The sequence below is a fragment of the Cryobacterium roopkundense genome (genome assembly GCF_014200405.1).
Lineage (GTDB): Bacteria > Actinomycetota > Actinomycetes > Actinomycetales > Microbacteriaceae > Cryobacterium > Cryobacterium roopkundense.
Genome location: NZ_JACHBQ010000001.1, coordinates 2,383,555 through 2,408,666, shown reverse-complemented (window position 1 = coordinate 2,408,666; position 25,112 = coordinate 2,383,555). Strand labels below are relative to the sequence as shown.

The 25,112-nt window shown below is 65.5% G+C and carries 22 protein-coding genes and 1 tRNA gene; 9 read left to right on the top strand and 14 right to left on the bottom strand.

All coding sequences use genetic code 11. The annotated features are described in order from the left end of the window. Nucleotides 1–146: 146 nt before the first annotated feature. The 3 genes from BJ997_RS11365 to BJ997_RS11355 all read right to left on the bottom strand — a co-directional run bounded on the left by BJ997_RS11365 (nucleotide 147) and on the right by BJ997_RS11355 (nucleotide 3,428). Nucleotides 147–1,661 (bottom strand): CYTH and CHAD domain-containing protein, encoded by a 1,515-nt coding sequence (locus BJ997_RS11365; RefSeq protein ID WP_035837768.1) that lies wholly within the window; start codon nucleotides 1,659–1,661, stop codon nucleotides 147–149. A gap of 51 nt (nucleotides 1,662–1,712) precedes the next feature. After that, the gene (locus BJ997_RS11360; RefSeq protein ID WP_035837766.1) at nucleotides 1,713–2,891 is read right to left on the bottom strand and encodes a globin domain-containing protein; all 1,179 of its coding nucleotides are present in this window, start codon (nucleotides 2,889–2,891) and stop codon (nucleotides 1,713–1,715) included. A 90-nt stretch (nucleotides 2,892–2,981) separates the two neighbouring features. Next, a complete protein-coding gene (locus BJ997_RS11355) occupies nucleotides 2,982–3,428 on the bottom strand; it encodes an RrF2 family transcriptional regulator (protein WP_084141378.1) in 447 nt (148 codons plus the stop codon). A gap of 55 nt (nucleotides 3,429–3,483) precedes the next feature. Here BJ997_RS11355 and BJ997_RS11350 point away from each other — a divergent pair, with 55 nt between their 5' ends. Continuing rightward, a complete protein-coding gene (locus BJ997_RS11350) occupies nucleotides 3,484–4,209 on the top strand; it encodes a trimeric intracellular cation channel family protein (protein WP_236629053.1) in 726 nt (241 codons plus the stop codon). Between the two features lie 99 nt (nucleotides 4,210–4,308). On the opposite strand, the gene BJ997_RS11345 is transcribed toward BJ997_RS11350, so the two are convergent. Beyond that, on the bottom strand, nucleotides 4,309–5,127 hold the full coding sequence (locus BJ997_RS11345; RefSeq protein ID WP_236629052.1) for an inositol monophosphatase family protein: 819 nt from the start codon (nucleotides 5,125–5,127) through the stop codon (nucleotides 4,309–4,311). Nucleotides 5,128–5,243: 116 nt separating this feature from the next. Here BJ997_RS11345 and BJ997_RS11340 point away from each other — a divergent pair. Next, nucleotides 5,244–5,319 (top strand) — tRNA-Lys (locus BJ997_RS11340). 104 nt (nucleotides 5,320–5,423) lie between these two features. Here BJ997_RS11340 and BJ997_RS11335 read toward each other — a convergent pair. Both BJ997_RS11335 and BJ997_RS11330 read right to left on the bottom strand, forming a co-directional pair. Beyond that, nucleotides 5,424–6,125: a response regulator gene (locus BJ997_RS11335; protein ID WP_035837764.1), complete on the bottom strand. Its 702-nt coding sequence runs from the start codon at nucleotides 6,123–6,125 to the stop codon at nucleotides 5,424–5,426. Beyond that, nucleotides 6,122–7,759 carry a sensor histidine kinase gene (locus tag BJ997_RS11330; RefSeq protein ID WP_035837762.1) on the bottom strand — a complete coding sequence of 546 codons (1,638 nt, stop codon included), beginning with the start codon at nucleotides 7,757–7,759 and terminating at the stop codon, nucleotides 6,122–6,124. The genes BJ997_RS11335 and BJ997_RS11330 overlap by 4 nt, the downstream gene beginning before the upstream one ends. Before the next feature lie 156 nt (nucleotides 7,760–7,915). Between BJ997_RS11330 and BJ997_RS11325 the strand changes: the two genes are divergently transcribed. From BJ997_RS11325 to BJ997_RS11310, 4 genes are all read left to right on the top strand, one after another. Next, nucleotides 7,916–9,298: a cation:dicarboxylate symporter family transporter gene (locus BJ997_RS11325; protein WP_035837760.1), complete on the top strand. Its 1,383-nt coding sequence runs from the start codon at nucleotides 7,916–7,918 to the stop codon at nucleotides 9,296–9,298. A gap of 322 nt (nucleotides 9,299–9,620) precedes the next feature. After that, nucleotides 9,621–10,907: a quaternary amine ABC transporter ATP-binding protein gene (locus tag BJ997_RS11320; protein ID WP_035837758.1), complete on the top strand. Its 1,287-nt coding sequence runs from the start codon at nucleotides 9,621–9,623 to the stop codon at nucleotides 10,905–10,907. After that, nucleotides 10,904–11,875, top strand: coding sequence for an ABC transporter permease (locus BJ997_RS11315; protein WP_084141376.1), 972 nt, complete (start codon nucleotides 10,904–10,906; stop codon nucleotides 11,873–11,875). The genes BJ997_RS11320 and BJ997_RS11315 overlap by 4 nt, the downstream gene beginning before the upstream one ends. Before the next feature lie 122 nt (nucleotides 11,876–11,997). After that, entirely contained in the window at nucleotides 11,998–12,885 is an 888-nt protein-coding gene (locus tag BJ997_RS11310; RefSeq protein ID WP_052542436.1) for a glycine betaine ABC transporter substrate-binding protein, read from the top strand. Between the two features lie 63 nt (nucleotides 12,886–12,948). Here BJ997_RS11310 and BJ997_RS11305 read toward each other — a convergent pair whose 3' ends face one another. From BJ997_RS11305 to BJ997_RS11270, 8 genes are all read right to left on the bottom strand, one after another. Then, entirely contained in the window at nucleotides 12,949–13,317 is a 369-nt protein-coding gene (locus BJ997_RS11305; protein ID WP_035837756.1) for a DUF1801 domain-containing protein, read from the bottom strand. A gap of 127 nt (nucleotides 13,318–13,444) precedes the next feature. Next, nucleotides 13,445–14,440, bottom strand: coding sequence for an FKBP-type peptidyl-prolyl cis-trans isomerase (locus BJ997_RS11300; protein ID WP_052542434.1), 996 nt, complete (start codon nucleotides 14,438–14,440; stop codon nucleotides 13,445–13,447). 74 nt (nucleotides 14,441–14,514) lie between these two features. Beyond that, the gene (locus BJ997_RS11295; RefSeq protein ID WP_035837754.1) at nucleotides 14,515–15,108 is read right to left on the bottom strand and encodes a CbiQ family ECF transporter T component; all 594 of its coding nucleotides are present in this window, start codon (nucleotides 15,106–15,108) and stop codon (nucleotides 14,515–14,517) included. Beyond that, on the bottom strand, nucleotides 15,105–15,734 hold the full coding sequence (locus tag BJ997_RS11290) for an energy-coupling factor ABC transporter ATP-binding protein (RefSeq protein ID WP_338080926.1): 630 nt from the start codon (nucleotides 15,732–15,734) through the stop codon (nucleotides 15,105–15,107). Before BJ997_RS11290 ends, BJ997_RS11295 begins: the two co-directional genes overlap by 4 nt. 54 nt (nucleotides 15,735–15,788) lie before the next feature. Continuing rightward, nucleotides 15,789–16,415 (bottom strand): biotin transporter BioY, encoded by a 627-nt coding sequence (locus BJ997_RS11285; protein ID WP_084141374.1) that lies wholly within the window; start codon nucleotides 16,413–16,415, stop codon nucleotides 15,789–15,791. 82 nt (nucleotides 16,416–16,497) lie between these two features. After that, the gene (locus tag BJ997_RS11280; protein WP_035837750.1) at nucleotides 16,498–18,297 is read right to left on the bottom strand and encodes a glycoside hydrolase family 15 protein; all 1,800 of its coding nucleotides are present in this window, start codon (nucleotides 18,295–18,297) and stop codon (nucleotides 16,498–16,500) included. 34 nt (nucleotides 18,298–18,331) lie between these two features. Then, complete coding sequence (locus BJ997_RS11275) at nucleotides 18,332–18,805, bottom strand: hypothetical protein (RefSeq protein WP_035837748.1); 474 nt, start codon at nucleotides 18,803–18,805, stop codon at nucleotides 18,332–18,334. 91 nt (nucleotides 18,806–18,896) lie between these two features. Next, nucleotides 18,897–19,085, bottom strand: coding sequence for a hypothetical protein (locus BJ997_RS11270; RefSeq protein WP_035837770.1), 189 nt, complete (start codon nucleotides 19,083–19,085; stop codon nucleotides 18,897–18,899). A 211-nt stretch (nucleotides 19,086–19,296) separates the two neighbouring features. On the opposite strand from BJ997_RS11270, the gene BJ997_RS11265 reads away from it, so the two are divergent. The 3 genes from BJ997_RS11265 (at nucleotide 19,297) to BJ997_RS11255 (ending at nucleotide 25,110) form a co-directional block, all read left to right on the top strand. Beyond that, nucleotides 19,297–21,522, top strand: coding sequence for a bifunctional alpha,alpha-trehalose-phosphate synthase (UDP-forming)/trehalose-phosphatase (locus BJ997_RS11265; RefSeq protein WP_052542438.1), 2,226 nt, complete (start codon nucleotides 19,297–19,299; stop codon nucleotides 21,520–21,522). Between the two features lie 27 nt (nucleotides 21,523–21,549). Then, the gene (gene ilvD / locus BJ997_RS11260; protein ID WP_183323455.1) at nucleotides 21,550–23,244 is read left to right on the top strand and encodes a dihydroxy-acid dehydratase; all 1,695 of its coding nucleotides are present in this window, start codon (nucleotides 21,550–21,552) and stop codon (nucleotides 23,242–23,244) included. 126 nt (nucleotides 23,245–23,370) lie between these two features. Further along, complete coding sequence (locus tag BJ997_RS11255; protein ID WP_236628880.1) at nucleotides 23,371–25,110, top strand: acetolactate synthase large subunit; 1,740 nt, start codon at nucleotides 23,371–23,373, stop codon at nucleotides 25,108–25,110. The last annotated feature ends 2 nt before the right edge of the window (nucleotides 25,111–25,112 follow it).

Below are 25,112 nucleotides of genomic sequence, written 5' to 3'. Positions count from 1 at the left end.
TCGGCCCTTCTGGAGGCCGTGTTTCGGCCGTCGGTGGCCCCTTCGCCGCGCCGACCGGGTGGGGACGTCGCATCCAGACAGGACGCTTGGTCACCGTCAACGGCGCGACCGGCACGATCACACTGCACTGACGTTCGTGGCGCGCGCTATTCGGGGCGCGGAAAGTCCTTCCACGCCCTGCGGAAGCGGGCTTCGGCATCCGCTCCTGTGGCCTCTTCCTTCGCGTGCAAGCGTCCATAGGTGAACGTGTTCTCGCCGTGGAGGTACGCCTCCACCGCGCTGCGGTGCAGCAACAGGTCCCGGGCGATCACGCTGTCCTGGTGCTCGCCGAGGATGGTCTGCAGCTCTTGGGCGCTTAGGGCGAGGCGCCGGGAGCTCTTACGGGCGATGGGAAGTGCCGTTTCGGCGGCGTAGCGCAGCCGCTTCGCTCGCTTGCGCACCTCGTGCAGGGCCAAATCGTGTTCGCGCCCAACTGGGGCATGGGCCACGGCACGCACGGCCGCCCACAAGTCCTTCCAGTCGTGCTCGAGCAGTTCGGGAACGACCTTGCGCGCCGAGCGATAGGCCACGTTGGTGAAACGCGGGGCCGCGAGCCAGGCGTCGAGGTCGTCGAGCAGCCGGTAGTACCGTGCGTGGTCGAGTACGTCGAGGAGGGTCTGGCGCGCAGCGGAGGCCTGCACGGCGAACTGGCCGGCGACCCGCTCGGCCACGGGGCCGAGCAGCAGCTCGTGCGGTTCCGAGGTGATGAGCGCGCCGAGGCGTTCCTGCTGCACGTGTTCGTCGCGAGCCTCGCCCAACACGCCCGCCAGCCAGCGCAACTCGCGGCGCAGGTGCGTGGTCCCCTCCTCGTCGGCGAGGAGGTCACCGTAGGTCGCGAGTGCCGAGCGCAGGCGTCGGGTGGCCACGCGCATCTTGTGCACGGCATCGGGCTTGTCGTCGCGAACACGGGGATCCTGCGCCGTGAGGGCACCGATCTGTTCGTGGGCATAGGCGAGCAGCACCGTGGCGACAGCGCCGGAACGGGTGGCGACAGGCGCGGGCGCGGGCTCGATCGGAAATCGGTCGCCGAGGGCTCTGGCGAGCTTGGACGCGTGCGCCGAGGAGCGGATGCCGAGGGAGTGGAACAGCTGCCGGCCGGCCTCGAGCAGGTCCACCGGCGCGACGATCAGCTCGAGTTCCCATTCGCGCCACGAGGTGTGCGCGGGTTCAGGCACGAGTCGATCGGCTTCGACGCGGTCGTCGCAGACATCGGCGAGGGCCTCGCCGTCGGGGCCGAAGAGGCGGTGAACGACGCGCCGGGTGCGCACCAGCGCGACGGCCACGAGGGCGCGGTCGCGCACGTGCACCCGCACGAGACGGGCGAGAGCGTCGGGAACCACGAGAGATTCCCCGGCGAGCGGGGCGTGAATCTCCTGGCGCTCGCTGTCGCCGATCGGAAGTTTCAGGTGCCAGCCGGCGTCGTCGCCCCCAGCGCGGCGGCGCAGAGTCACGTGGTGCGCCGCCAGCACGAGGTCGCTGGTATCGAAGTAGACGGCCTCAAGGTGGTGCTCGCGGGGATGTTCTACCCCGGCGACCCCGGGCAGGTTCTGCAACCCCGACACCTCCGCGGAGTCGTCCACGTCAAACTTCAGTTCAATCTCACGGCCGCTCGAAGTGTCCACACCGTCACCCTATCGCCGAGTGGGCTTGGCGAGAGGGTGACGTGCCGAGACTCAGGCGTCGGCGTCGGCGCCGGCGAGCCACAGGTCGGGGCCGAAGACTTCGTAGTGGATGCGCTGGGCAGGCACACCGGAGGCGAGGGCCTGCGAGCGGATCTTGCGCATGAACGGCAGCGGCCCGCAGAGGTACATGGAAGCGTTCTTCGGAATGGTGACGCCGTCCAGTGACATAAAGCCCGCGTGGGACTCCTCCGTGGGCTTCTCGAGCCAGAGCTGCATCGTGGCCGAGCCCAGGTGGGCGACATCGGTGCGCATCTGGTCCCGCAGAGCCCAGCGTTCGAGGGTGCTCTCGGCGTGCAGCACGAGCACCTCGCGGGTGGAGTCGGCTTCGGCCAGGGAACGGAGGATCGAGGCGCTGGGCGTGCAGCCGATGCCGGCAGAGGCCAGGATGAGTGGTCCGTCTTCCTCGTTCAGGGTCACGTCGCCACAGGGGTGCGAGAGCGTGAGCTGGTCGCCAACCTGCACGTCGCGGTGCAGTGCGGGGGAGACTTCGCCGTCGGCGTCGAGCTTGGTCGTGAAGACGCGCACGTCGCTTCCGGTTCCTGCGGAGAGTGTGTACTGGCGCACCTGGTGGATGCCGTCGGGCATCTTCACGGTCACTCCCACGTACTGACCGGGCTTCGAATCGGACACCGGGGTGTCGTCGGCCGGTACCAGGGTGAAGGTGATGGCATCCGTTCCGGCCTTCTCCTTCTTGATGACTGTCCAGGGGGCGAGAGCCTGGTCGCTCGCGAGGCCCGCGTAGAGTCCGTTTTCCTGCTTGATGAGGGCGTGGGCCATCAGCCAGTACACCTCGGTCCAGGCGGCGGCGATCTCGGCGGAGATCACGTCGCTGAGTTCGTCGGCGATGGCCTCGAAGAGGTACTTGTAGACGATGTCGTACTGCTCGGGGCGGATGCCAAGGGAGACATGCTTGTGGGCGATGCGGGAGAGCATGATCTCCGGAGCGCTGTCAGGGTTCTTGAGCAGGTGGGTGGCGAACATGGCGACGCTGGCGGCGAGGGCCTGTTGCTGGGTGCCGTTCTTCTGGTTGGACCGGCTGAACAGCCCGTCGAACAACTCAGGGTGCGCGGTGAGCATGCGGTGGTAGAAATTCCTGGCGATGGCGGGCATCCGCTCACCGACCGTGGGGAGGGTGGCTTCGATGATGGGAACCGATTGGACCGAAAGCATATGGACTCCTTCATTGTGGGGACAATGCAAAAGTAGCATTTGACATGCGAGTTATTGTTCAATCTTCTACATTGCGTAGAAATCAGGGTCTTAAGGCCCGGGTGCAGTGCGGGAGAGAGTGAGTGGCACCGGGCCGGAGTGACGGCGGGGGGCCATATCGGCGATCACGGCCCCGTCGAGTTGGGCGTAGAACGCCTCCCGCGCCTGACGCAACGCGCCGCGCAGCCCGCAGCCCGCCAGGAGTGGACACGGCCCGGCATGGGTTTCGCAGCCCGCGAGATCGCGACGGTCATCGAGCTGGCGCAAGAGCCAGCCCACCGTAGCGGTTCGGCCGGCCGGGCTGATGCGCACGCCGCCACTGCGACCGCGCTCCACCTCGACGAGCCCGAGCTCACGAACTCGGATGATCGCCTTGCTCACGTGGTTGTACGGGGTGCCGACGCGCTCGGCGATGATGCGGCTCGTGAGCAGCCCCGGTTCGGCCGTCAAGAGCATGACCACCCGCAGGCAGACGTCCGAAAATGCAGTGATTCGCATGTCTTCAGACTAGGCGCGACCTTGGAGGGCCGTTGAATGCGGGAGAATGGGGCAAGTGACGTTGGACTCAGAGGCGATTTTCGAGGTAATCCGATTCGTCGACCTCGCCGGGGTCCTCGCCAACGCCGTTCTCGGGGGCGTCGCCGCGCGTTCGGCCCGCCTCGATATCGTCGGTTTCGTGGTGCTCGCCATCATGTCGGGCCTTGGTGGCGGAATGATTCGGGACACCCTGCTGCAGCAAGGCCCGCCTGCCGCGCTCACCGACACCGCCTATCTCATGACAGCCGTGCTCGGCGGGGTCATCGCCTACTTCGTGACGTTCAACGGGCGCTGGTCGAGGCGCGCGCTCGTGCTTCTGGACGCCCTGGCGGTGGGCTGTTGGTCTGCCGTGGGCGCGCAGAAGGCGCTCGAGGCAGATCTGGGCTGGATGCCGGCGATCCTACTCGGCATCATCACCGCCGTCGGCGGCGGCATGGTGCGCGACGTCATGCTGCTCAAGGTTCCCACGATCTTCGGCGGCAACACGCTGTACGCCACGAGCGCGGTGCTTGCGAGCACCGAAATGGTGATCTTGAGCAAGCTCGGGTACGTGGCCCTCGGAACGGCCGTCGCGATTCTCAGTGGTGCCGTGCTGTCGCTGCTGGCCCGTCGCTACGGCTGGGTGCTGCCCACCGGCTATGCCCTGCGCATCCCCAAACCGATCTTTCTGATCAATCCCAGGGTCTGGCGCGAACGTCGACGCAGCGCGCGGGACGCACGCAAGCGTCCGGAGATCCAGTAGGCGTTCTGCTGGTGTGTCGCGGCCGTCGCGGCACTTCTTTCGTGGGTGGGCACTCGTCTGAACACGTGTCTGCTGGCCAAACGAGTGCCGCGAGCCTGGTCAAGGGTTGAGAACCGCCAGGGTTGCAACGTGGAGCAGCCCGTTCGTGGCCAGGGCGCTGCCGTGCCACACCCCGGACTGGCCGTCGACGGAGCTGAACACCCCGCCGGCCTCCTGCACGATGGGCGCGAGGGCGGCCATGTCGTAGGGCTTGAGGTCGAACTCTCCGGCGATGTCGAGGTGCCCCTCGGCGAGGAGCATGTAGGACCACATGTCCCCGTAGGCACGGGTGCGCCAGACCTGGCGGGAGAGTGCCACGAGGGAGTCGAGGTGCCCGGCCTCGTCCCACTGCTGGATGCTGTTGTAGCTGAGAGAGGCGTCGGCCAGGGCATCGACTCCGGACACGCGTAGGCGGGCAGGCGCGGCATCGGGCATCCGCTCGTCGCTCGACCACGCGCCGCCGCCGAGGCTCGCCCACCAGCGCTTGCCGAGCGCGGGGGAGCTCACGACGCCGAGCACGGGAACGCCGTCGACGGCGAGGGCGATGAGAGTGGCCCAGATCGGGATTCCGCGCATGAAGCCCGCCGTGCCGTCGATAGGGTCGATGATCCACTGGCGTTCTGTCGAGCCCTCCGTACCGAATTCCTCGCCGAGAATGCCGTCGGCGGGACGGTGCTCCGCGAGCAGGGAGCGGATGGCACGCTCCACGGCCTGGTCGGCATCCGTGACCGGAGTGCGATCGGGTTTCGTGGTCACCACGAGGTCGAGGGCGGTGAAACGCGCGCGGGAGATGGAGTCTGCCGCATCGGCGAGGGCCAGGGCCAGCTCGAGGTCGTCGGCGAAGCGGTGAGTGGGGGGCGCAATTCGGGGCTCGGTCACGCTCTCAAGGATAGTAATTCCGAGGCGTGACACGCGGGAGGCGCCTCGATTGGCGCAGAGCGCTTTCGTGGTGTTATTGTTGAACGTTCCCGCAGGTCGCCCTGCAGAAATATCATGCACCTCTAGCTCAATTGGCAGAGCAACTGACTCTTAATCAGTGGGTTCCCGGTTCAAGTCCGGGGGGGTGCACCATCCACGAAAATCCCGCATGTCTTCGGACATGCGGTTTTTTTGTGCCCTCGAGGCCCGTCCAGAGTCGTCGGTCGCGCCTTGACCGGCGGAGCTCGCCGAACCGGTCAGGGCCTGCGCCAGGAGTATTCGTTTTCGGGACGGCCGGGAGTGCCGAACCGGGGCGCGCGCACCACGGGGCCGGTATCGGCGAGAAACTCAAGATAGCGGCGCGCGGTAACGCGAGACATGCCGAGAGGCTCGGCTACCTCCGTCGCCGACAGGGGCGAGCTCTGCTGCCGCAGAAACTCGGTCACGCTGTGCAGGGTGTCATCCGCGAGCCCTTTGGGGCGCGGCACATCGGTGGGGGAGCGCAGGCTCGCGAAGGCCTGGTCCAGGTCGGACTGCGTCGTCACGCTCGACGCCGACCCGAGTTGCCGGCGAAAGTCCCGATAACTCACGAGCTTCTTCGCGAACGTGGCGTACGTGAATGGCTTGATCAGGTATTGCACGACACCCGCCGCGATCGCGCCCCGTACCGCGTGCAGCTCGCGCACGGCGGTGATGGCGATGATGTCGGTCGCCAGCCCGGCCGAACGGATGCGCCGGCTCACGTCGAGTCCGTGCAGATCGGGGAGGTTCATGTCCATCAACACAAGGTCGATCGGGGTGCCCGACTGCGCGGCGGCCGTGAGCATGCGCAGGGCGCTCTGCCCGGTGGCTGCGGTGCCGACGAGCACGAAGCCCTCGATCCGGCCCACGTAGGCGGCATGCGCCTCAGCCGTGAGGGCTTCGTCTTCGACCACGAGAACGCGAATGTCCTGGGTCACGAGCGCCGCACCTCCTCCGCCGCGGTCGTGGGGACGGTGGGGATGGTGACCGTGAAGACTGCCCCGTCCCTGCGCCCGATCTCCAAGGTGCCGCCGAGGCGGGTGACGGCCTGCCGCACCAGAGCGAGGCCAAGCCCCCGTCCGTAGCCGGCGTGCTCCTTCGTACTGTAGCCGAGCTGCAGAACGCGCTCAGCGGCATCCGCTTCGACCCCCGGCCCGCTGTCGGCGACCTCGATCACTACGGTCTCGGAAGTGCGGCTGACGGCGAGTTGTACCCGGCGCGGCGGGGGAGCGGATGCCGCGGCGTCGAGGGCATTGTCGATCAGGTTGCCGAGAACGGTCACGAGGTCCTGAACGGACAGCCCGGAGTCGGAGATGGTGCCCGACGCCGTGACCGTGAGCACGATGCCCAGCTCGTTGGCCTGCGCGGACTTGCCCATGATGAGGGCGCTGATCACCGGCTCGTCGACCGAGCTGACCATTTCGTCGGTGAGCTGCTGGCTGAGCTCGAGGTCCGCGGTCGCGTAGGAGAGCGCCTCCTCGGTGCGGCCGAGCTCCAGAAGGGAGACTATTGTGTGCAGCCGGTTTGAATGTTCGTGCGTTTGGGCGCGGAGCGCGTCAGAGAGCGTGCGCATGGACTGCAGCTCGCTCCCGAGGGTTTGCAGGTCGGTGTGGTCTCGAATCGTGGCCACGTGCCCGATGATCGAGGGCTTATTCCTGCTCGAGGTGGGCGAGGCGACGGCCGGTTCCTGATTGACCACGAGCACGCGCGTCTGCGTGAGGAAGACTTCGTCGTGGGTCGGCCGGCCGCTGCGGAAGAGTTCGCCGAGAGCCGGCGGCAGGTTCAGTTTGTCCAGCGACGGCGTCTCGTTGGGCCGGTGTTGTTCCCGCGGGGGAATGCCGAGCAGGCGCGCCGCCTGGTCGTTGTAGAGCACGAGCTTTCCGCCGAGGTCCACGAGTACGAGGCCCTCGCGTACCGAGTGCAGCACGGAGTCGTAGTAGACGAAGAGCTGGGCGAGGTGTTCGGGACCCCAGCCGAGCGTCACCCGCTGCAGGTATCGGCCGAGCAGCACCGACATGAGGGAGCCCGCTGCCAGCAGCGCGAGGGCGAGGGCGAGCAGCGCCGGCAGCCGGGCGTTCAGGGCGATTGTCACGTTGCTCGTGGTGACGCCCGCGGCAACGAGTGCCACGACAGTACCGCCCTCGTCGACCGCCGGTACGACGGCCCGCACGGACGGGCCGAGAGTTCCCGTGCTGATCTCCGTGAAGGGCGTTCCGTCGAGTGCCGGCTGGATCGCGCCGATGTACTCGCCGCCGAGTTCGGCCGGATTCGGGTGCGTCCAGCGCGTGCGGTCAGGGGCCATGATCGTGATGAAGTCGAGGCCGGCGTCCTGGGTGACCTGGAGTGAGTAGGACTGTAGGAGGGCTGTGGGATCGGCAGCGGATGCGGCGGTGAGTGTGAGGGGACTGTCGGCGATCGTGGTCGCGATCGACAGCATCCGCTCCTCGGTTTCGTCAAAGCTGTGATCACGCGCATCGATGAAGAGCGCCGTGCCGACGAAGCCCGTGAGCACGACAATCGACAGGGCATGGGCTACAAGCAGCCGGCGGGCAATGCTCCATTCGCCGCTCACAGATGGTGCCTTTCGCGTGATGAACCACAAAGAGGTCCGTGAACAGTATGACCGCAAGGGCGACGAATCGCGCCGTGTCGACCAGTGTGAGATCCAATCAAGACCAGCACGAGCCCCAGCCGGGCCCGGAGTGAAACCAGGACAAAGGAGTCTGACATGGCGTTTGCGTCATCCACCCGCATAGCGAAACCGCGCAAGCGGATCGACCGCTCGCACTACCTCTACATGGCCGTCATCGTGGCTGTTCTGCTCGGCATCGTCGTGGGACTGGTGTGGGGCGGGGAAGACGGCTTCGCCGTGAAGCTCAAGCCGATGGGGGACGCGTTCGTCAACCTCATCAAGATGATGATCGCCCCTGTCATCTTCTGCACGATCATTCTGGGCATCGGCTCGATCGCCAAGGCCGCCACAGTGGGCAAGGTCGGCGGGCTCGCCCTCGGCTACTTCGTGATCATGTCGACCTTCGCGCTGGGCATCGGCCTGGTCGTCGGAAACTTCGTGCACCCCGGCTCAGGGCTCGACCTGTCCGACGCGAGCTACGTGCCACCGGCGGCTGAGGAGACCAGCTTCCTGATGGGCATCATCCCCACCACGCTCGTGTCCTCGCTCACCTCGGGCAGTATCCTGCAGACCCTGCTCGTTGCCCTCATCGCCGGCTTCGCCCTGCAGCGCATGGGCCCGGCCGGTGTGCCGATCCTCACAGGCATCGCCCATGTGCAGGCCCTGGTCTTCCGCATCCTGATCATGGTGATGTGGCTCGCCCCGATCGGCGCCTTCGGAGCCATCGCCGCTGTCGTGGGGTCGACCGGGATCCAGGCCATTGTGAGCCTCTTCACGCTTATGGCAGCCTTCTACGCGACGTGCATCCTGTTCATCGTGATCATCCTCGGCGGGCTGCTGAAGATCGTCACGGGCGTCAACATCTTCAAGCTCATGCGCTACCTGGGCCGCGAGTACCTGCTTATCGTGTCGACCTCGTCTTCAGAGGCAGCGCTTCCCCGCCTCATCGCGAAGATGGAGCACCTCGGTGTCTCGAAGCCCGTCGTGGGTGTGACCGTGCCGGTGGGTTACTCGTTCAACCTCGACGGCACCGCGATCTACCTCACCATGGCGTCGATCTTCATCTCCACCGCGATGGGCAAGCCGATGAGCCTCGGCGAGCAGATCGGTCTGCTCGTCTTCATGATCATCGCCTCCAAGGGCGCGGCTGGCGTGTCAGGGGCCGGACTGGCCACGCTCGCGGCGGGACTGCAGTCACACGCCCCCGACCTCGTGGGCGGTGTCGGCTTCATCGTGGGGATCGACCGCTTCATGTCGGAGGCGCGCGCCCTGACCAACTTCACCGGCAATGCCGTGGCCACCGTGCTGATCGGAACCTGGACCAAGGAAATCGATCGCCCCCGGGTGGACCGGGTTTTGTCCAAACAGGATCCGTTCGATGAGACAACGATGGTGGCGCACCACGGATTCCAGGCCCCCGTCGACACCGACGCCGCGGTGCTCGCCGAGAACCGCAAGCCGGCCCCCGTGGGTGCATAACCGCTAGACCACGATCACGCACGGGTGCCGCCGGGAATACTTTTCCCCGCGGCACCCGTTCTTTCGGTTCACCAAAATTTCGTTGTGCTACGATAGATCACGGTCTTACAACCTTCACCAGAACGCGAGCAGGCACGGGGCATCACCGACATCCGGGATGAAATTGCCTGACCGTATGGTGCGGCCCTGACGGACGCGATCCCATGATCGGTCCAAGCCCACGCCCACGAAACGGCGCGCGGCCGGTCACCGCCCACCCGTTCGACATGAGCGAGTACCCGATCCGTCGACACAGTTCGAGGTCGGAGTGCGCCGGAGAACAGTGACCGAAACCATTGCCGTGAAGGCAGAGAATCTGTACAAAGCGTTCGGACGCCGTCCGAACGAGATCGTGAAGAAGCTTGTCGCCGGCAAGAGCCGCGCCGAGGTCTCTCACCTCGGGGTCGCGGCCGTCATCGACGCGTCCTTCGAGGTGAAGCGCGGCGAGATCTTCGTTGTCATGGGGCTCTCGGGTTCCGGCAAGTCGACCCTCATCCGCATGCTCAACGGACTGTGGGAGGCCACCTCCGGAAGCGTGACCGTGGGGGACACCAATATCACGGGCATCTCCGCCGCCGAACTGCGGGCGGTTCGCAGAACGAGCGTCTCCATGGTCTTCCAGCATTTCGCTCTGCTGCCTCACCGCACCGTGATCGACAACGTCGCCTACGGACTCGAGATCCAAGGCATGCCTCGGGCCGAACGCCTCGCGAAAGCTCGTACAATCATCGACCTCGTCGGGCTCTCGGGGTGGGCAGACAACCTGCCTTCGGAGCTCTCGGGTGGAATGCAGCAGAGGGTCGGCCTCGGCCGCGCCCTCGCTGCCGACACCGACGTGCTCCTGATGGACGAGGCCTTCAGCGCCCTCGACCCGCTCATTCGACGCGAAATGCAGGAGCAGCTCATCGAGTTGCAGGCTGCCCTCGGCAAGACGATCATCTTCATCACCCACGACCTCAACGAGGCCATGTTCCTCGGTGACCGCATCGCCGTCATGCGCGACGGCCGCATTGTGCAGATCGGCACCCCTGAGGAGATTCTCACAGACCCCGCCAACGACTACGTGGCCCAGTTCGTGCAGGACGTCGACCGCGCCAGGGTGCTCACCGCTGCGAGCGTCATGGAGCCAGTGCGCTCCGTCGTGACCATCACGGCCGGGCCCCGCGCGGCGCTGCGCGCGATGCGCGACCTGCAGACATCCGTCACGTTCGTCGTGAATCGGGACCGCACCTTCGCCGGGATCGTGCGCGACCGAGATGTACTCAAGCAGGTGAAGGCCGGACACAGCGACCTGCGCCCGATCATCCGTGACGACGCCATCGCGGTGTCGCCCGACAGCCCGCTCGTCGATCTTGTGGAACCCTCGGTCGAGAGCGACCTGCCTATAGCCGTCGTGGACGTGAAAAACCGCCTGCTCGGCGTCATCCCGCGGGTCACGCTGCTGGCGGCGCTCGGAAATGTTTCAACGGCCACCGGGGAGCAGGCCGTGATCGAGCCGCCCGCCACGATTTCCGACAGCCTGATCACCGACACCCTGCGCGAAACCGCGCCGGAAGGAGCCGACGCGTGAACGACTTCCGAATTCCCCTGGGCACCTGGGTCGAAGTCGTGTTTGACTTCGTCACCCAACACTTCGGCTTCTTCTTCGACTTCATTCGGTTCACCTTTGCCGGTGCCTTCGAGATCGTCGACTATCTGTTGGTGACCCCGCCGTTCTGGCTGATCATCCTCCTCGCAGCGGTCCTGGCGTATGCGGTTCGCGGGTGGAAATTCTTTCTGGGGACCATAGCCGGGCTCCTGTTGATCGTCGGCATGAACCAATGGGAAAACGCCATGGCCACGCTCTCCCTCGTGCTCGTGGCGAGTGTGATCGCCCTGGCGATGAGTATCCCGCTCGGCATCTTGGCAGCCAAGTCGAAGACGGCCTCGAGCATCATTCGTCCGGTCCTCGATTTCCTGCAGACGATGCCCGCCTTCGTCTTTCTCATTCCGGCTCTGCTGTTCTTCGGTGTTGGCGAGGTGCCGGGAATCGTGGCGACCATCATCTTCGCCATGGCGCCAGGGGTGCGCCTGACAGAGCTGGGTATCCGTGGGGTCGACCCGGAGGTCGTTGAAGCGGGATCCGCCTTCGGCGCTTCACCAGGCCGCATCCTGCGTCAGATCCAGCTGCCGCTCGCCCTCCCCACGATCATGGCCGGCATCAACCAGGTGATCATGCTGTCCCTGTCGATGGTTGTCATCGCGGGAATGGTCGGCGCCGGAGCACTCGGCGCTGAGATCATGACGAGCCTCAGCCGGATTGACATCGTGCTGGGTTCGGAGGCCGGGCTGGCCGTTGTGATCCTCGCGATTTTCCTCGACCGGGTTACCGCCGCGCTCGGCACCGGCAGCACGCCCCTCGGCCGCTTCATCGCGGCGCGCAAGGGCAGCACCGGCTCATCCACTCCGCCGGCATCCACTCCGCCGGCATCCGCTCCGCCGGCATCCGCTCCGGTGGAAACCGCGGCGGTCGTCACACCCGAACGGGCCAGCGTCTAGGCCCCACACACTCACGGGCGCGAGCGCCCGTGTCCATCGGCGGCTGTCACAGCACTCAGATCGGCCGTCAGCACCAAGAGCCAACCCTGGCGCCCCGCGTGGGTGTCGAGAATGGAAATCACATGAAAACCCGTACCAAATCCCTTATCGCCGTGGGAGCCGTTTCGCTCCTCGCACTCAGCGGATGCGCGTCCACCGAGACTGCCGCAGTCTCCAACGGCGACAAGGCTGACATGAGCCTCGCCGTATTCAACGGCTGGGACGAGGGCATCGTCGTCTCCGAGCTGTGGAAGGCCATCCTCGATGAGAAGGGCTACAACGTCGAGCTCGAGTACGCCGCTGAAGCCCCCGTGTACTCGGGGCTGTCGACCGGCAGCTACGACCTCAGTATGGACATCTGGCTGCCTGACACGCACGCGTCCTACCTCGAAGAATACGGCGATGACATCGTTGACCTCGGCGCGTGGAACACCGAATCCAAGCTCACCGTCGCGGTGAATGCCGATGCCCCCATCGATTCGCTCGCCGAACTCGCTGACAACGCCGACCTGTTCTCCAACAAGATCATCGGCATCGAGCCAGGCTCGGGCCTCAACCAAGCCATGGAAGAGCGGGTCATCCCGACCTACGGCCTCGAAGGCCTGGAAAACGTCACCTCGTCCACGGCGGGCATGCTCTCCGAGCTCACCAGTGCGACCGACAACGGCGATAACATTGTCGTCACGCTGTGGGAGCCGCACTGGGCTTACGGCGCTTTCCCGATCAAGAACCTCGAGGACCCCGAGGGCACCCTCGAGAACATCGAGAGCATTCACTCCTACGGCAGCACGGACTTCACGACCGACTTCCCGCAGGCCGCCGAGTGGATCGGTAACTTCGAGATGGACCTCGACACGCTCTACTCGCTTGAGGAGGTCATGTTCGTCGACTATGACGGCCAGGACTACGCGCCGATCGTCGCGCAGTGGATCGAAGACAACCAGGAGTACGTCGACGGCCTCACCAGCTAGTCGCTCCTGCGCACACAGAACGGCCCGCGTCAGGAGACGCGGGCCGTTCTGTGTGCGCAGGCTCTACGCGGCTTCGAGCTCGCGAACCTGCTGGATCCAGCCGTCGAAGAGTGCCTCATCGAGGTCGTCGATGCTGCGCAACTTGAACTCGGCCATTTCGGCGGAGCCGCTCGCGTTGAGCTTGCCGGAACCGTCGACTATGGCCTGGCCGCGCCAGAACAAGACAGTGACGAAGGTCGGGTACGCCTTGAAACCCGCCACGGGAACTCCATCATCCATCCACACCGGATGTCCGTGCCACAGTTCCGTGGACGTCTCCGGTAGCCCGATGTCGAGCTTGGCGCGCAGGGCGGTCACGACGGCCGCGAGGGCCCCGGTCGGTTTGGCGACATAGGCGGCCATTGTCGTGGGAGGGGGCGTCGGTGTCGTCATGGCGGGAAGGGCGGAGGGTGTGGATTCCAGCGTGGATGTCAGGTGAGTAGCCTCTTTCTGGGTAGAAGTGTTCCCCCTACCCTGTCACGACCGCGACATCCACGCCTGAATCGGCACTCAGGAACGGCTAGGCCGCGGGCGTCGGGCCGGTTCCGAGGACGTCGACGACGAAGACGAGGGTGTCTGTTCCCGAGATGCCGGCCTGGCTGTTTCCAGCCTCACCGTAGCCCTGAGCCGGAGGAATGACCGCGAGAACCTGGGATCCAACCGTCTGTCCCACGAGGGCATCGCCGAAGCCGGTGACAACCTGGTCAGTGGCGAACGAGGCCGGTCCGGCGACGTCCCACGAGGAGTCAAAGGGATCGCCGGTGGCCCAGACGACACCCGTGTACTCCACGGCCACAGTGTCGCCGGCGGCGACGACAGTGCCGTCACCCTTCTTGAGCGTGGAGATCTTCAGATCGCTCGGCGCGTCGGCGTCGGGGATCGTGATCGTGGGCTCGCCGTTCTTGGCAAGCTCGACCGTGGGCAGGCCGGCCTCGGCAGGCTGGTCGACTCCGGTTGCCCTCTCGGCCTGGATGCCGTTGATGTCAATCACGAAGACCATCGAGTCGTCGGCCCCGAGGCCCAGATCGGTCCACCCCTGGTCGCCGAATCCATCGGCGGGCGGCATGACAGCGACGACACGGTCACCGACCACCGAGCAGTTCACCGCACGAACCAGGCCGGGAACGTAGCTGTCGGCGACGGTGAGGGACACGTTGGAGGCGTCTGTACCATAGCCCGTCGAGTCGACCTGCTCGCCCGTTGCGCCGTTGAAGGCGGTGAACGAGACCTGCACGACCGATCCGGCCTTTGTCTTCGACTCGCCGTCTCCCGTGATGGAAACAGTGCGCTCGGTGGCGGTCGTTTGCAGGGGGGAATCGAACGTGACCACGGGTTCAACACCGAAGTCGCCGGTCACGGAAATCGCATCTGATGTCTCGCCGGCCTCCGTGCAATTGGCCGTGGCCGAGGCAGGGTCGGCGCTTGTCGTACTGGCGGGGGTGCCCCCGCCACTGCAGGCAGTGAGGACCACGGAGAGGCCGAGGATGGTCAGGAGTGCGGGAATTTTTTTTGACACAGGATTCTTTCTACGCGAAGGATGTCTACACCAACACTCGCACGTTGTGGCTATGAGCGGGCTGAAAACGCCGGTCAGTCGTCGAGTCCGCGCGCCGCGAGGGCTTCTCCGAGCGCGTCGGCGGCGTAGAGGGAGCGCACAACCACGGGCACCGCGAGCGCGAGCAAGTTTCCGCGGGTTCCGCGCGCTTTCCGTGCCTCGAGCACCTCCTTCACGATGTCCGTGACCAGGGGGATACAGCGGATGGTCAGGGCCACGAGCAGGCCGATCCGCTCGGAATCTATCCAACGGCCGAAGGGCTTGAGTACTTTCTCGAATGCCTCGAGCACCGCGGTCACCGTGGTCGTGAGGGTGAACAGCGCGGCGAGGGCCACGGCAAGTACTAGGCGGCCGGCCATCAGTCCGGCCACGACCCACCCCGCCAGGAGTCCTTGCACGGGCACCGCGATGGCGAGTAGCCACAGGATGGGAACAACCTGGGCTGCGGCTGCGCCCACCGGCACCCGGGCCAGGAGAAAGAGGGTCACCACTCCGGCGCCCGCGACGCCCAGCATGATCAAACTGCCAGACGAGCTGATGACCACCACGGCGATCGAAAGCAGCAGCAGCTTGAGCAGGGCGGGAGTCCGATGCACGATCGAGTCTCCGGGGCTGTAGAGACCGATCACGACACGAGCGCCCGATATGCCGACAGGGCATCGGAGGGGGGACCGTCGGCCAAGACGTGGCCGTCTTCGATCACGATCACCCTGTCGAAGGCTTCGAGGAGCTCGAGGTGGTGTGTCACCATGATTACCTGCTGGCCCAGGGTCTGCAACAGCTCGGAAATGCGTCGGGCATTGCGGGCGTCGAGAAGGGTGGTCGGTTCGTCGGCCACGACGATGGCGGGTTCTGAGACCAGCACGGCCGCGAGGGCGAGCAGCTGCTTCTGGCCGCCCGAGAGCCGGTGCGCCGGATGCTCGGCGTGGGCGCTGAGGCCGAAACGCTCGAGGGCCGCCGCGGTGCGCTCGGCGATCTGCTCGCTCGTGAGTCCGCGGCGACGCAGGGTGAAGGCCACGTCTTCCTGCACGGTGGGCATCACGATCTGATTGTCGGGGTTGGTGAAGACGAAGCCCACGCGTTTGCGCACATCTTTGCCCAGGCGCGCCACGTTGAGACCGTCCACCGTGACGGTGCCCGACGTGGGGACGACGAGCCCGTTGATCATGCGGGCGAGGGTGGACTTTCCCGACCCGTTGGCGCCGACGATTCCGATGCGGTGTTCAGTGAGCGTCAGGTTGATTCCGCGTAGCACGGATCGATCGCCGAAAGAGTGGCACACATCGTCAAAGGAGATCGTGCCCACGGTCTACTCGGCCGTCGTCGCGGCGGACGGCACTGCGGCGGTATCTGCTGTGGCGCTGGGCCGGGGGCGGCCCGTGATGAGTCCCGGGTAGGCACGGTGCACCTGGCCCGCCACAAGAACCGTGACGACAACCTTGATGACGTCTCCGGGCAGGAATTTGGCGCTGTCGACGACGGCCACCCAGAGCGGGAGTCCGAGATTGAAGGCCGTCACCGGTATGCCGAGCAGGTAAATGGCCAGAATTCCCCCGAGTGTGGTCGCGCCGAGGGCCGGCCAGAAGGGGTACCTCGGCAGCAGCCGACTGGTGAGGTACCCGATCACGAACACGCCGAGGAGCCAGCCATAGAGGTAGCCAGCCGAGGGGCTCGTGGTGAACCAGACCAGGCCGCCGCGCCCGCCCGATAGCAGGGGGAGGCCGGCCGCCGTGAGCGCGAGAAAGAGCAGCACAGCTAGAAAGCCCTTGCGGGCGCCAAGTACGGCGCCGGCCAGCATGACTCCGAGAGTCTGGAACGTGATGGGAACCGCGACCGCGCCGATCGCGAGGGCACCCGGCAGTCCGAGGGCGGCAATGAGGGCGGCGAAGATCGCGATCTGTGCGAGATCGCGGGCGGGGAGAGTGTGTGTTGACATGATTCTTAATCTAGGATTCGCCGGTGCGGGTTTTCCGGAGAGAACCTACAAAGAAACGCCGACAAGGTTGTACGGCGGTCGCTCAGTGCACGAGGGCGCGAAGCGGTGAGGCCGTGCCCGCGACGATCGCGCCGGACGCCCGAACGAGCGCGAGATGAGACAGGGCCTGCGGCGTGTTTCCGGCCTGATGTCCGTTGGTGACGTCGTATTCCTCCGACAGCAGGCCCACGTCGTTGACGAACCCCACGAGCCTGTTCATCAGTGTCGTCGCGTCGTCGAGTCGATCTGACAGGGCGTATTGCTCCACGAGCCAGAAGGAACACGCGAGGAACGGATGCTCACCCGGCGAAAGCCCGTCGACGGATGCTGCGGTGCGGTAGCGCAGAAGCAGCCCGTCCCGCATGAGGTCGGCCTCGATCGCCGCAACCGTGCCCAGCATGCGCGCATCGGTGGGCTCGCAAAAGCCCACCTGCGCGAGGACAAGGAGGGAGGCATCCACTTCAGTGCCGCCGAACGATTGCGTGTAACTGTTGCGCGCCGTGCTGAAGCCCCGGAGTTCGATGTCGCGCCGCACCTCATCGCGCAGGGCTGTCCACTTTTCCAGCGGGCCGTCCAGACCGAACTCGGTGATTCCCCGCACCGCGCGGTCGAACGCTGCCCACACCATCACCCTGGAGTGCGTGAACTCCCGGGCCGGTCCGCGGACCTCCCAGATGCCCTGGTCGGGGCGGCGCCAATTCTCCTCGAGAAAATGCATCAGGGAACGTTGCAGAGGCCAGGAGAATTCAGTCTCGCCGACCCCGGCGATCCGGGCGGCGTGAAGGGCCACCATGACCTCACCGATGACGTCCGACTGAAACTGGCTGACGGCGCCGTTGCCCACACGTACCGGGCCGGCTCCCCGGTAACCGGGCAGACTCGTGAGTTCACGCTCGGGCAGATCCCGTTCGCCCGAGAGCCCGTACATGATTTGAACGTCGTTCGGGTCGCCGGCGATCGCGCGCAGCAGCCAGGCCCGCCAGCCTTCTGCCTCGTTTTCGTAGCCGTGTGACAGCAGAACTTCGAGGGTGAGCGACGCGTCGCGAAGCCACACGTAGCGGTAGTCCCAGTTGCGGGAGCCACCGAATTCCTCCGGAAGCGAGGTCGTCGCTGCGGCCACGATGCCGCCGGTGTCCTCGTGCGTCAGTGCCCGCAGCACGAGCATGGAGCGCACAACCGCGTCGTGGTACGGGCCCTGGTGGGTACAGCAGACAGCCCAGCCGGTCCACCATTCGGCCGTTGCTTTCAGCACCGCGTCGATGTCGACTGCAGGGGGTATGCTCCGCTCCGAGCGATACCAGGTCATCTCGATGTCGACGATTTCATCCGTGGAGACAGTGAAAGTCGACGAGTGCCGATGATCAGCGGCGTGCAGCCGTGGGCCCCGGATGACGACTGCGTCAGGACCCGCCACGGCGATCAGCCCGTGAACATCTTCATTCCTGAGCTGCCGCACCCAGGGGATGGTCGAGCCATAGCCGAATCGCATGCGCAGGTCCTGTTGCATATGTACGGTCCCGGTGATCCCTCGAACCCGGCGCACGAGGTCGGCTCGCTTGTCGCCGTGGGGCATGAAATCGAGAACCTCGACGCTGCCGTCCTTGGTGGTCCAGACGGTGGACAGGATAAACGTTTCGTCCACGTACGAGCGCGTGCAGGTGGCGTTCGCATCGGTGGGGGCGAGCATCCAACGACCGTGGTCCTCGGTGCCGAGCAGGGCGCCGAACATCGAGGCGGAATCGTACCGCGGCAGGCAGAGCCAATCGATGCTGCCGTCACACCCCACGAGCGCGGCCGTATGGCAGTCGCTGATGAGGGCGTAGTCCTCGATGTTGAGTGCCATCAGACCATGATGTCAGGGGTGCAGGGCGAGTGCCTCAGGCGACGAGTTTAGCCTGGGCTGCGCCTGCCTGGACGGGCACCTGAACCGGACCGGTGACGGTCGCGCGTTCGGGTTCCGCCCAGACGGAGATCGGACCGGGAGTCCACGAGAGTGCCGTGGGCTCGATAACGGTATCGATAGGCACAGCGGTATCGACCAGCACAGTGGCTGCACGGACCTTCGACGGCCGCTTGGCCGGCGCTGCCACAACCACGTCGGCGGGTGCGCTGCCGAGAGCCGCCTTGGCCGCACGCAGCGTGAGCGCCAGATCCGTCGCGATCTGTTCGGACTTCAGGCCGTGAAAAATCACGTCAGTGTCGTCGGAGCGGCGGGGCACGAGAGTCCACAGCCCGTTGACGCCGACCAGGTCAGCGAGTTTGCCGTGCAGGAGTTGCAGAATTTGCTCGTCACTCAGCTCGGGCGCGGGTGCCGGAATTGCGGCTGCGACACGACGTCGACGACCAAACATCTGAAGCCCCTTTCAGGCGGAACACTGCTCTAGAGATAGTCTCGACGACAAGCACTGTTCTCCCCGGCCGGACACGCCGAAACTCAGCGGGTCATTCCTCAATTCGACGTTTATTTGCGTCTTCGATCACGGTGCCGACGGCAACGGCGGCGCTGAGCGCCCACCCGAGCCACAACATCACCAGACGCCAGTCGCGGGGACCGTTACGGGTCGCCTGAAGGGTGTTCCATCCGCCGGCAAGCACGCCGATCATGGCACTACTGAAAATGAACTTTCGCATGAGGGCCTCCGGCGCCAACAGTACCCGCCCTGACCCTTCGCGGTGAATCCCCTCCGTCATCGCACGCCGGGAGATGCTCTCCCTCGCCGAGTCGATCTCAAACGCCCTCCCCATCAGCCATTCACGGGCATCCTGATATCCTGTCGAATGCAGCACAGGCGTGCACCTCGGGTGCACCCGGAACGGACGCCTCATTTCTCCCTCAGCCGACATCGCCCAGCCAGCCGCCACCGCCCCCAGCGCTCCCGTCGGCACCTTCACCTTTGTGGTCGTGTCCAACCGACTCCCGGTGGACTTCGACGAAGCCGCAGACGGCACCACCGCGTGGCGCACATCTCCCGGAGGTCTGGTCACGGCTCTGGAACCGCTTATGCGCACGTCCGGCGGGGCCTGGGTGGGCTGGCCAGGGGTGGCAGACCGGCATTTCGAGCCGTTTGAGAACGACGGAATGTCGCTGATCCCAGTGCGGCTGAGCGAGCAGGAGCTGGAGGAATACTACGAGGGATTCTCCAACGACACGCTCTGGCCGCTCTACCATGACGTGATCGCCCCGCCGAGTTTTCACCGTGAAACGTGGGACGCCTACGTCGCTGTCAACCGCCGTTTCGCGGACGCGGCGATGAGGGCGGCCGCCCCTGGCGCGACAGTGTGGGTGCACGACTATCAACTTCAGCTCGTGCCGCGGATGCTGCGCGATGCTCGCCCCGACCTCGTGATCGGATTCTTCAACCACATCCCGTTTCCGCCCTATGGCATTTATGCCCAGCTGCCGTGGCGCAAACAGATACTGCATGGGCTTCTCGGCGCGGATGTCATCGGCTTTCAGCGAGTAGCCGACGCCGGCAATTTCTCTCAGGCCGTGCGGCGTCTGTTCGGATTTCCCACCAGAGGCGTCGTCATCGATGTGCCCGCGGAAGACGGGGGCACGCGCCGTGTGGTCGCCAAGCATTTTCCCATTTCCATTGATGCCGCTGGTTACGAGGAGATTGCCCGTCGACCTGAAGTGCAGGCCAGGGCCCGCCAGATCAGGGACGACCTCGGCAATCCCAAGACCCTGATGTTGGGTGTCGACCGGCTCGACTACACCAAGGGCATCGGGCATCGGATCAAGGCCTTCGGCGAGCTCCTCGCCGACGGACGACTGAGCGTCGAAGACGTCACGCTCGTGCAGATCGCCAGCCCGTCTCGAGAACGGGTCGGAACGTACATGGCCCTGCGCGACGAGATCGAACTCGCCGTCGGACGGTTGAACGGCGATTTCTCGACCATCAGCCACACGGCCATCAGCTACCACCACCACGGCTACCCCCGCGAAGAAATGGTCGCCATGTACCTCGCGGCGGACGTGATGCTCGTCACGGCCCTGCGCGATGGCATGAACCTCGTGGCGAAGGAGTACGTGGCCGTGCGCTTCGACGGCGACGGGGTGCTCGTGCTCAGTGAGTTCGCCGGCGCGGCCGACGAACTCAAACAGGCCATCCTCATCAACCCCCACGACATCGAGGGCACGAAGGATGCGATCGTGACGGCCGTCGAGATGCCCCGTCGCGATCGCACCCGCCGCATGCGTTCCCTACGTCGCAAAGTCTTCGACCGCGACGTGGCAGCCTGGTCGGCATCCTTCCTGCGCGCTCTCACCGGGGGAGCGGCCGTCCAAGCCGGGATGCCGGACGATCTGCGCACCAGCATCCACGAGCTTGTGACCGCCGATACGTTGCTCGTCGCACTGGACTTCGACGGCACTCTCGCCCCTCACGTCGACAAGCCGGATGATGCCAGGGCCATCGCCGGCACCCGGGAAGCCGTGCAGCGACTGCTCGACCTGCCGGGCGTTCGTGTTGCCTTCGTCTCCGGACGGGCGCTCGTGAGTCTCCGGCACGTCGCCGATCCTCAGAACGGCGTGCTGTTGACGGGATCGCATGGTATCGAAATTCAGCTCGACACCCCGGGTATCGAACTCAATTTGGTCTCGGAGGAACTGCAGCAGCTCGACACCCTGGGGCGCATTCTGGAAGCCATCTCCGAATCGGTCGACGGCACATCCGTTGAGCGCAAGCCGGCCGGCATCGCCCTGCACACCCGGCTGGCGAGCGCGGAGGGAGCCGTGGCCGCGCAATCTGAGGCACGGCGTCAACTGGGTGAAGAGCTTCCAGGACTCACCGTGCGTGATGGCAAGAACGTGCTGGAATTCTCGGTGCGCTCCGTCACCAAGGGTCAGGCCATTGAACTGCTGCGTGCACACACTGGAGCCGACCGTATGCTCTACGCGGGTGACGACGTCACCGACGAAGACGCCTTCGCCGTTCTTCGCGACAAGGACGTGGGAGTGAAAATCGGCCTCGGTCCGACGCTCGCCGGCTACCGGGTTCGCAGCCCGGCCGAAGTCACACAACTGCTCACCCTGGTGGCGGAAGCTCGCGAGGCGACGAATCGGTGACGTGCCCGTTTGTCCTAGACTCTGACTATGTCTGAGATCGATCTGAAGCCCCGTAGCCGCGACGTTACCGACGGGATCGAAGCCACCACCTCGCGTGGAATGCTTCGTGCCGTCGGTATGGGAGACGACGACTGGGACAAACCGCAGATCGGTATCGCCAGCTCCTGGAACGAGATCACGCCGTGCAACCTGTCGCTCGACCGGCTCGCCCAGGCGGCCAAGGAGGGCGTGCACTCCGGAGGGGGTTACCCGCTGCAGTTCGGCACGATCTCAGTCTCCGACGGTATCTCTATGGGCCACGAGGGCATGCACTTCTCCCTCGTCTCCCGGGAGGTCATCGCCGACTCCGTCGAGGTCGTCATGCAGGCCGAACGCCTCGACGGTTCCGTGCTGCTGGCGGGCTGCGACAAGTCCCTGCCCGGCATGCTGATGGCCGCCGCGCGCCTGGACCTCGCAAGTGTGTTCCTCTACGCCGGTTCGATCGCTCCCGGCTGGGTGAAGCTGTCGGACGGCACCGAAAAAGCCATCACCATCATCGATTCCTTCGAAGCGGTCGGTGCGGTGAAGGCCGGCCGGATGAGCGTCGAAGATGCCAAGCGCATCGAGTGCGCCTTCGCTCCCGGCGAGGGTGCCTGCGGCGGCATGTACACAGCCAACACGATGGCGAGTGTTGCCGAGGCCCTCGGCATGAGCCTGCCGGGCTCGGCCTCGCCGGCTTCCGCTGACCGTCGCCGGGATTATTTCGCGCACCGCTCGGGCGAGGCCGTCGTCAATATGCTTCGCCTGGGCATCACCGCCCGCGACATCCTCACCCGCAAGGCCTTCGAGAATGCGATCGCCGTCGCGATGGCCTTCGGCGGCTCTACCAACGTCGTGCTGCACCTGCTCGCGATCGCCCGCGAGGCGGAGGTCGAACTCGATCTCGACGACTTCAACCGCATCGGCGACAAGGTGCCGCACATCGGAGACCTCAAGCCGTTCGGCAAGTACGTGATGAACGACGTCGACCGCCAGGGCGGTGTGCCTGCCGTGATGCGCGCGCTGCTCGAGGCCGGCCTCATCCATGGAGACGCCCTCACCGTGACGGGCAAGACCGTGGCAGAGAACCTCGCCGAAATCGACCCGCCCGCCCTCGACGGTGAGGTGCTACGCACCCTCGACAACCCGATCCACGCGAGCGGCGGAATTACGATTCTGAAGGGCTCGTTCGCCCCGGAAGGCGCCGTCGTGAAGACCGCCGGTTTCGACGCCTCGATCTTTGAGGGTCCTGCCCGGGTGTTCGAACGCGAGCGCGCCGCGATGGATGCTCTCACCGAGGGACAAATCCACAAGGGCGACGTCGTCGTCATCCGCTACGAAGGCCCCAAGGGGGGGCCGGGTATGCGGGAGATGCTGTCGATCACCGCCGCCATCAAGGGTGCCGGGCTCGGCAAGGATGTACTACTATTAACGGACGGACGATTCTCAGGCGGCACAACCGGACTGTGCATCGGCCACATAGCACCCGAAGCGGTGGACGCAGGTCCCATCGCCTTCGTGCGCGATGGTGATCTGATACGGGTCGATATCGCAGCTCGCACGCTTGACCTACTGGTCGCTACTGCAGAGCTGGACGCCCGCCGCAACGGCTGGGCACCGCTGCCTCCCCGCTACACCCGTGGCGTACTCGCGAAGTACGCAAAACTCGTGCACTCCGCCGCCGAAGGTGCCATCACGGGCTAATCAGTTTCACTATTCGTTACCGACGTAGGGACTAGACCTCTTATGACCACGGAATCCTCTCCCGTGCCCTCTGCTCCACTGCCCACCGCTTCGCTGTCGAACGTGGGGTCCGACAGCGAACCCGAGATGCTCACGGGGTCGGGCGCGATCATCCGCACGCTCGAACTTCTCGGTGTGACGGACGTTTTCGGCATTCCCGGTGGCGCTGTCATCCCGCTCTACGACGAGCTGATGACGCAGACCAAAATCCGGCACATCCTGGTTCGCCATGAGCAGGGTGCCGGCCACGCCGCGCAGGGTTATGCCTCGTCCACGGGCCGTGTGGGGGTCGCGATTGCGACGTCAGGTCCCGGGGCGACGAACCTCGTGACGGCCATCGCCGACGCCTACATGGACTCGGTACCGATCGTCTGCATCACCGGTCAGGTCTTCTCCACGTCGATGGGAACGGATGCCTTTCAGGAGGCTGACATCGTGGGAATCACGATGCCGATCACCAAGCATTCCTTCCTCGTTCGCGTGCCAGAGGACATCCCGGCGGCCATCGCCGCTGCGTACCACATCGCGTCGACCGGTCGTCCCGGCCCCGTGCTCGTGGACATCACCAAGGACGCCCAGCAGAACGTCGCGCCGTTCATCTGGCCGCCGAAGCTCGACTTGCCGGGCTACCGACCGATCACGAAAGCGCACGGCAAGCAGGTACAGGCTGCCGCGGCACTGTTGGCGTCGGCCAGCAAGCCAGTGCTGTACGTTGGCGGCGGCGTCATCCGGGCGCACGCTTCTGCCGAGCTGCTCGAGCTTGCGGAGAAGACGGGCGTGCCGGTCGTGACGACCCTGATGGCCCGGGGGGCGTTCCCCGACTCTCACAAGCAGCATTTGGGGATGCCGGGAATGCACGGAACCGTGCCGGCAGTGTTGGCACTGCAGGAGGCGGACCTCATCATCTCCCTCGGGGCTCGTTTCGATGACCGGGTGACCGGCAAGATTTCGGAATTCGCGCCGAACGCGAAGATCGTACACGTTGACGTTGACCCGGCGGAGATCTCCAAGATCCGAATGGCCGATGTGCCCATTGTCGGCGATGCCAAGGACGTCATCGCTGACCTGACCGTTGCCTACACCGAGGCCGCGGCGGGAACCGAGCGGAACACCACCGAGTGGTGGACCTACCTCAATGGCCTGCGGGAAGAATTCCCGCTCGGCTATTCGGAACCGGCCGACGGACTGCTCGCACCGCAGTTCGTGATCAAACGCATCGGCGAACTTACGGGGCCGGAAGCCGTCTATGCCGCCGGGGTGGGCCAGCATCAGATGTGGGCGGCCCAGTACATCAAGTACGAACGTCCCAACTCGTGGCTGAACTCGGGCGGCGCAGGAACGATGGGTTACTCGGTTCCGGCAGCTATGGGCGCCAAGGTCGCCAACCCCGACCGTGTGGTCTGGTCGATCGACGGCGACGGATGTTTCCAGATGACCAACCAGGAGCTGGCCACCTGCACGATCAATAACATCCCGATCAAGGTCGCGATCATCAATAACTCGTCGCTCGGCATGGTGCGGCAGTGGCAGTCCCTGTTCTACGACGGACGTCACTCGTTCACCGATCTGAACACCGGACACGGCACCGCGATGGTGCCCGACTTCGTGAAGCTGGCTGACGCCTACGGTGCCCTCGGCATTCGTGTCACGAGCGCCGACCAGGTCGATGACGCGATCAAGCTCGCCCTCGCCACCAATGACCGCCCCGTTGTGATCGACTTCGTGGTCAGCCGGGATGCCATGGTCTGGCCGATGGTGCCGCAAGGCGTCAGCAACAGCTATGTGCAGTACGCCAAAGAGCACGCACCGACCTGGGGAGACGAATAACC

Bases quoted from the DNA above. Each gene is read 5' to 3' on its own strand.
- BJ997_RS11360 (WP_035837766.1), bottom strand. From the start codon at position 2,891: ATGCTTTCGGTCCAATCGGTTCCCATCATCGAAGCCACCCTCCCCACG.
- BJ997_RS11355 (WP_084141378.1), bottom strand. From the start codon at position 3,428: ATGCGAATCACTGCATTTTCGGACGTCTGCCTGCGGGTGGTCATGCTC.
- BJ997_RS11325 (WP_035837760.1), top strand. From the start codon at position 7,916: ATGGCGTTTGCGTCATCCACCCGCATAGCGAAACCGCGCAAGCGGATC.
- BJ997_RS11310 (WP_052542436.1), top strand. From the start codon at position 11,998: ATGAAAACCCGTACCAAATCCCTTATCGCCGTGGGAGCCGTTTCGCTC.
- BJ997_RS11305 (WP_035837756.1), bottom strand. From the start codon at position 13,317: ATGACGACACCGACGCCCCCTCCCACGACAATGGCCGCCTATGTCGCC.
- BJ997_RS11285 (WP_084141374.1), bottom strand. From the start codon at position 16,415: ATGTCAACACACACTCTCCCCGCCCGCGATCTCGCACAGATCGCGATC.
- BJ997_RS11280 (WP_035837750.1), bottom strand. From the start codon at position 18,297: ATGGCACTCAACATCGAGGACTACGCCCTCATCAGCGACTGCCATACG.
- BJ997_RS11275 (WP_035837748.1), bottom strand. From the start codon at position 18,805: ATGTTTGGTCGTCGACGTCGTGTCGCAGCCGCAATTCCGGCACCCGCG.
- BJ997_RS11270 (WP_035837770.1), bottom strand. From the start codon at position 19,085: ATGCGAAAGTTCATTTTCAGTAGTGCCATGATCGGCGTGCTTGCCGGC.
- ilvD (WP_183323455.1), top strand. From the start codon at position 21,550: ATGTCTGAGATCGATCTGAAGCCCCGTAGCCGCGACGTTACCGACGGG.
- BJ997_RS11255 (WP_236628880.1), top strand. From the start codon at position 23,371: ATGCTCACGGGGTCGGGCGCGATCATCCGCACGCTCGAACTTCTCGGT.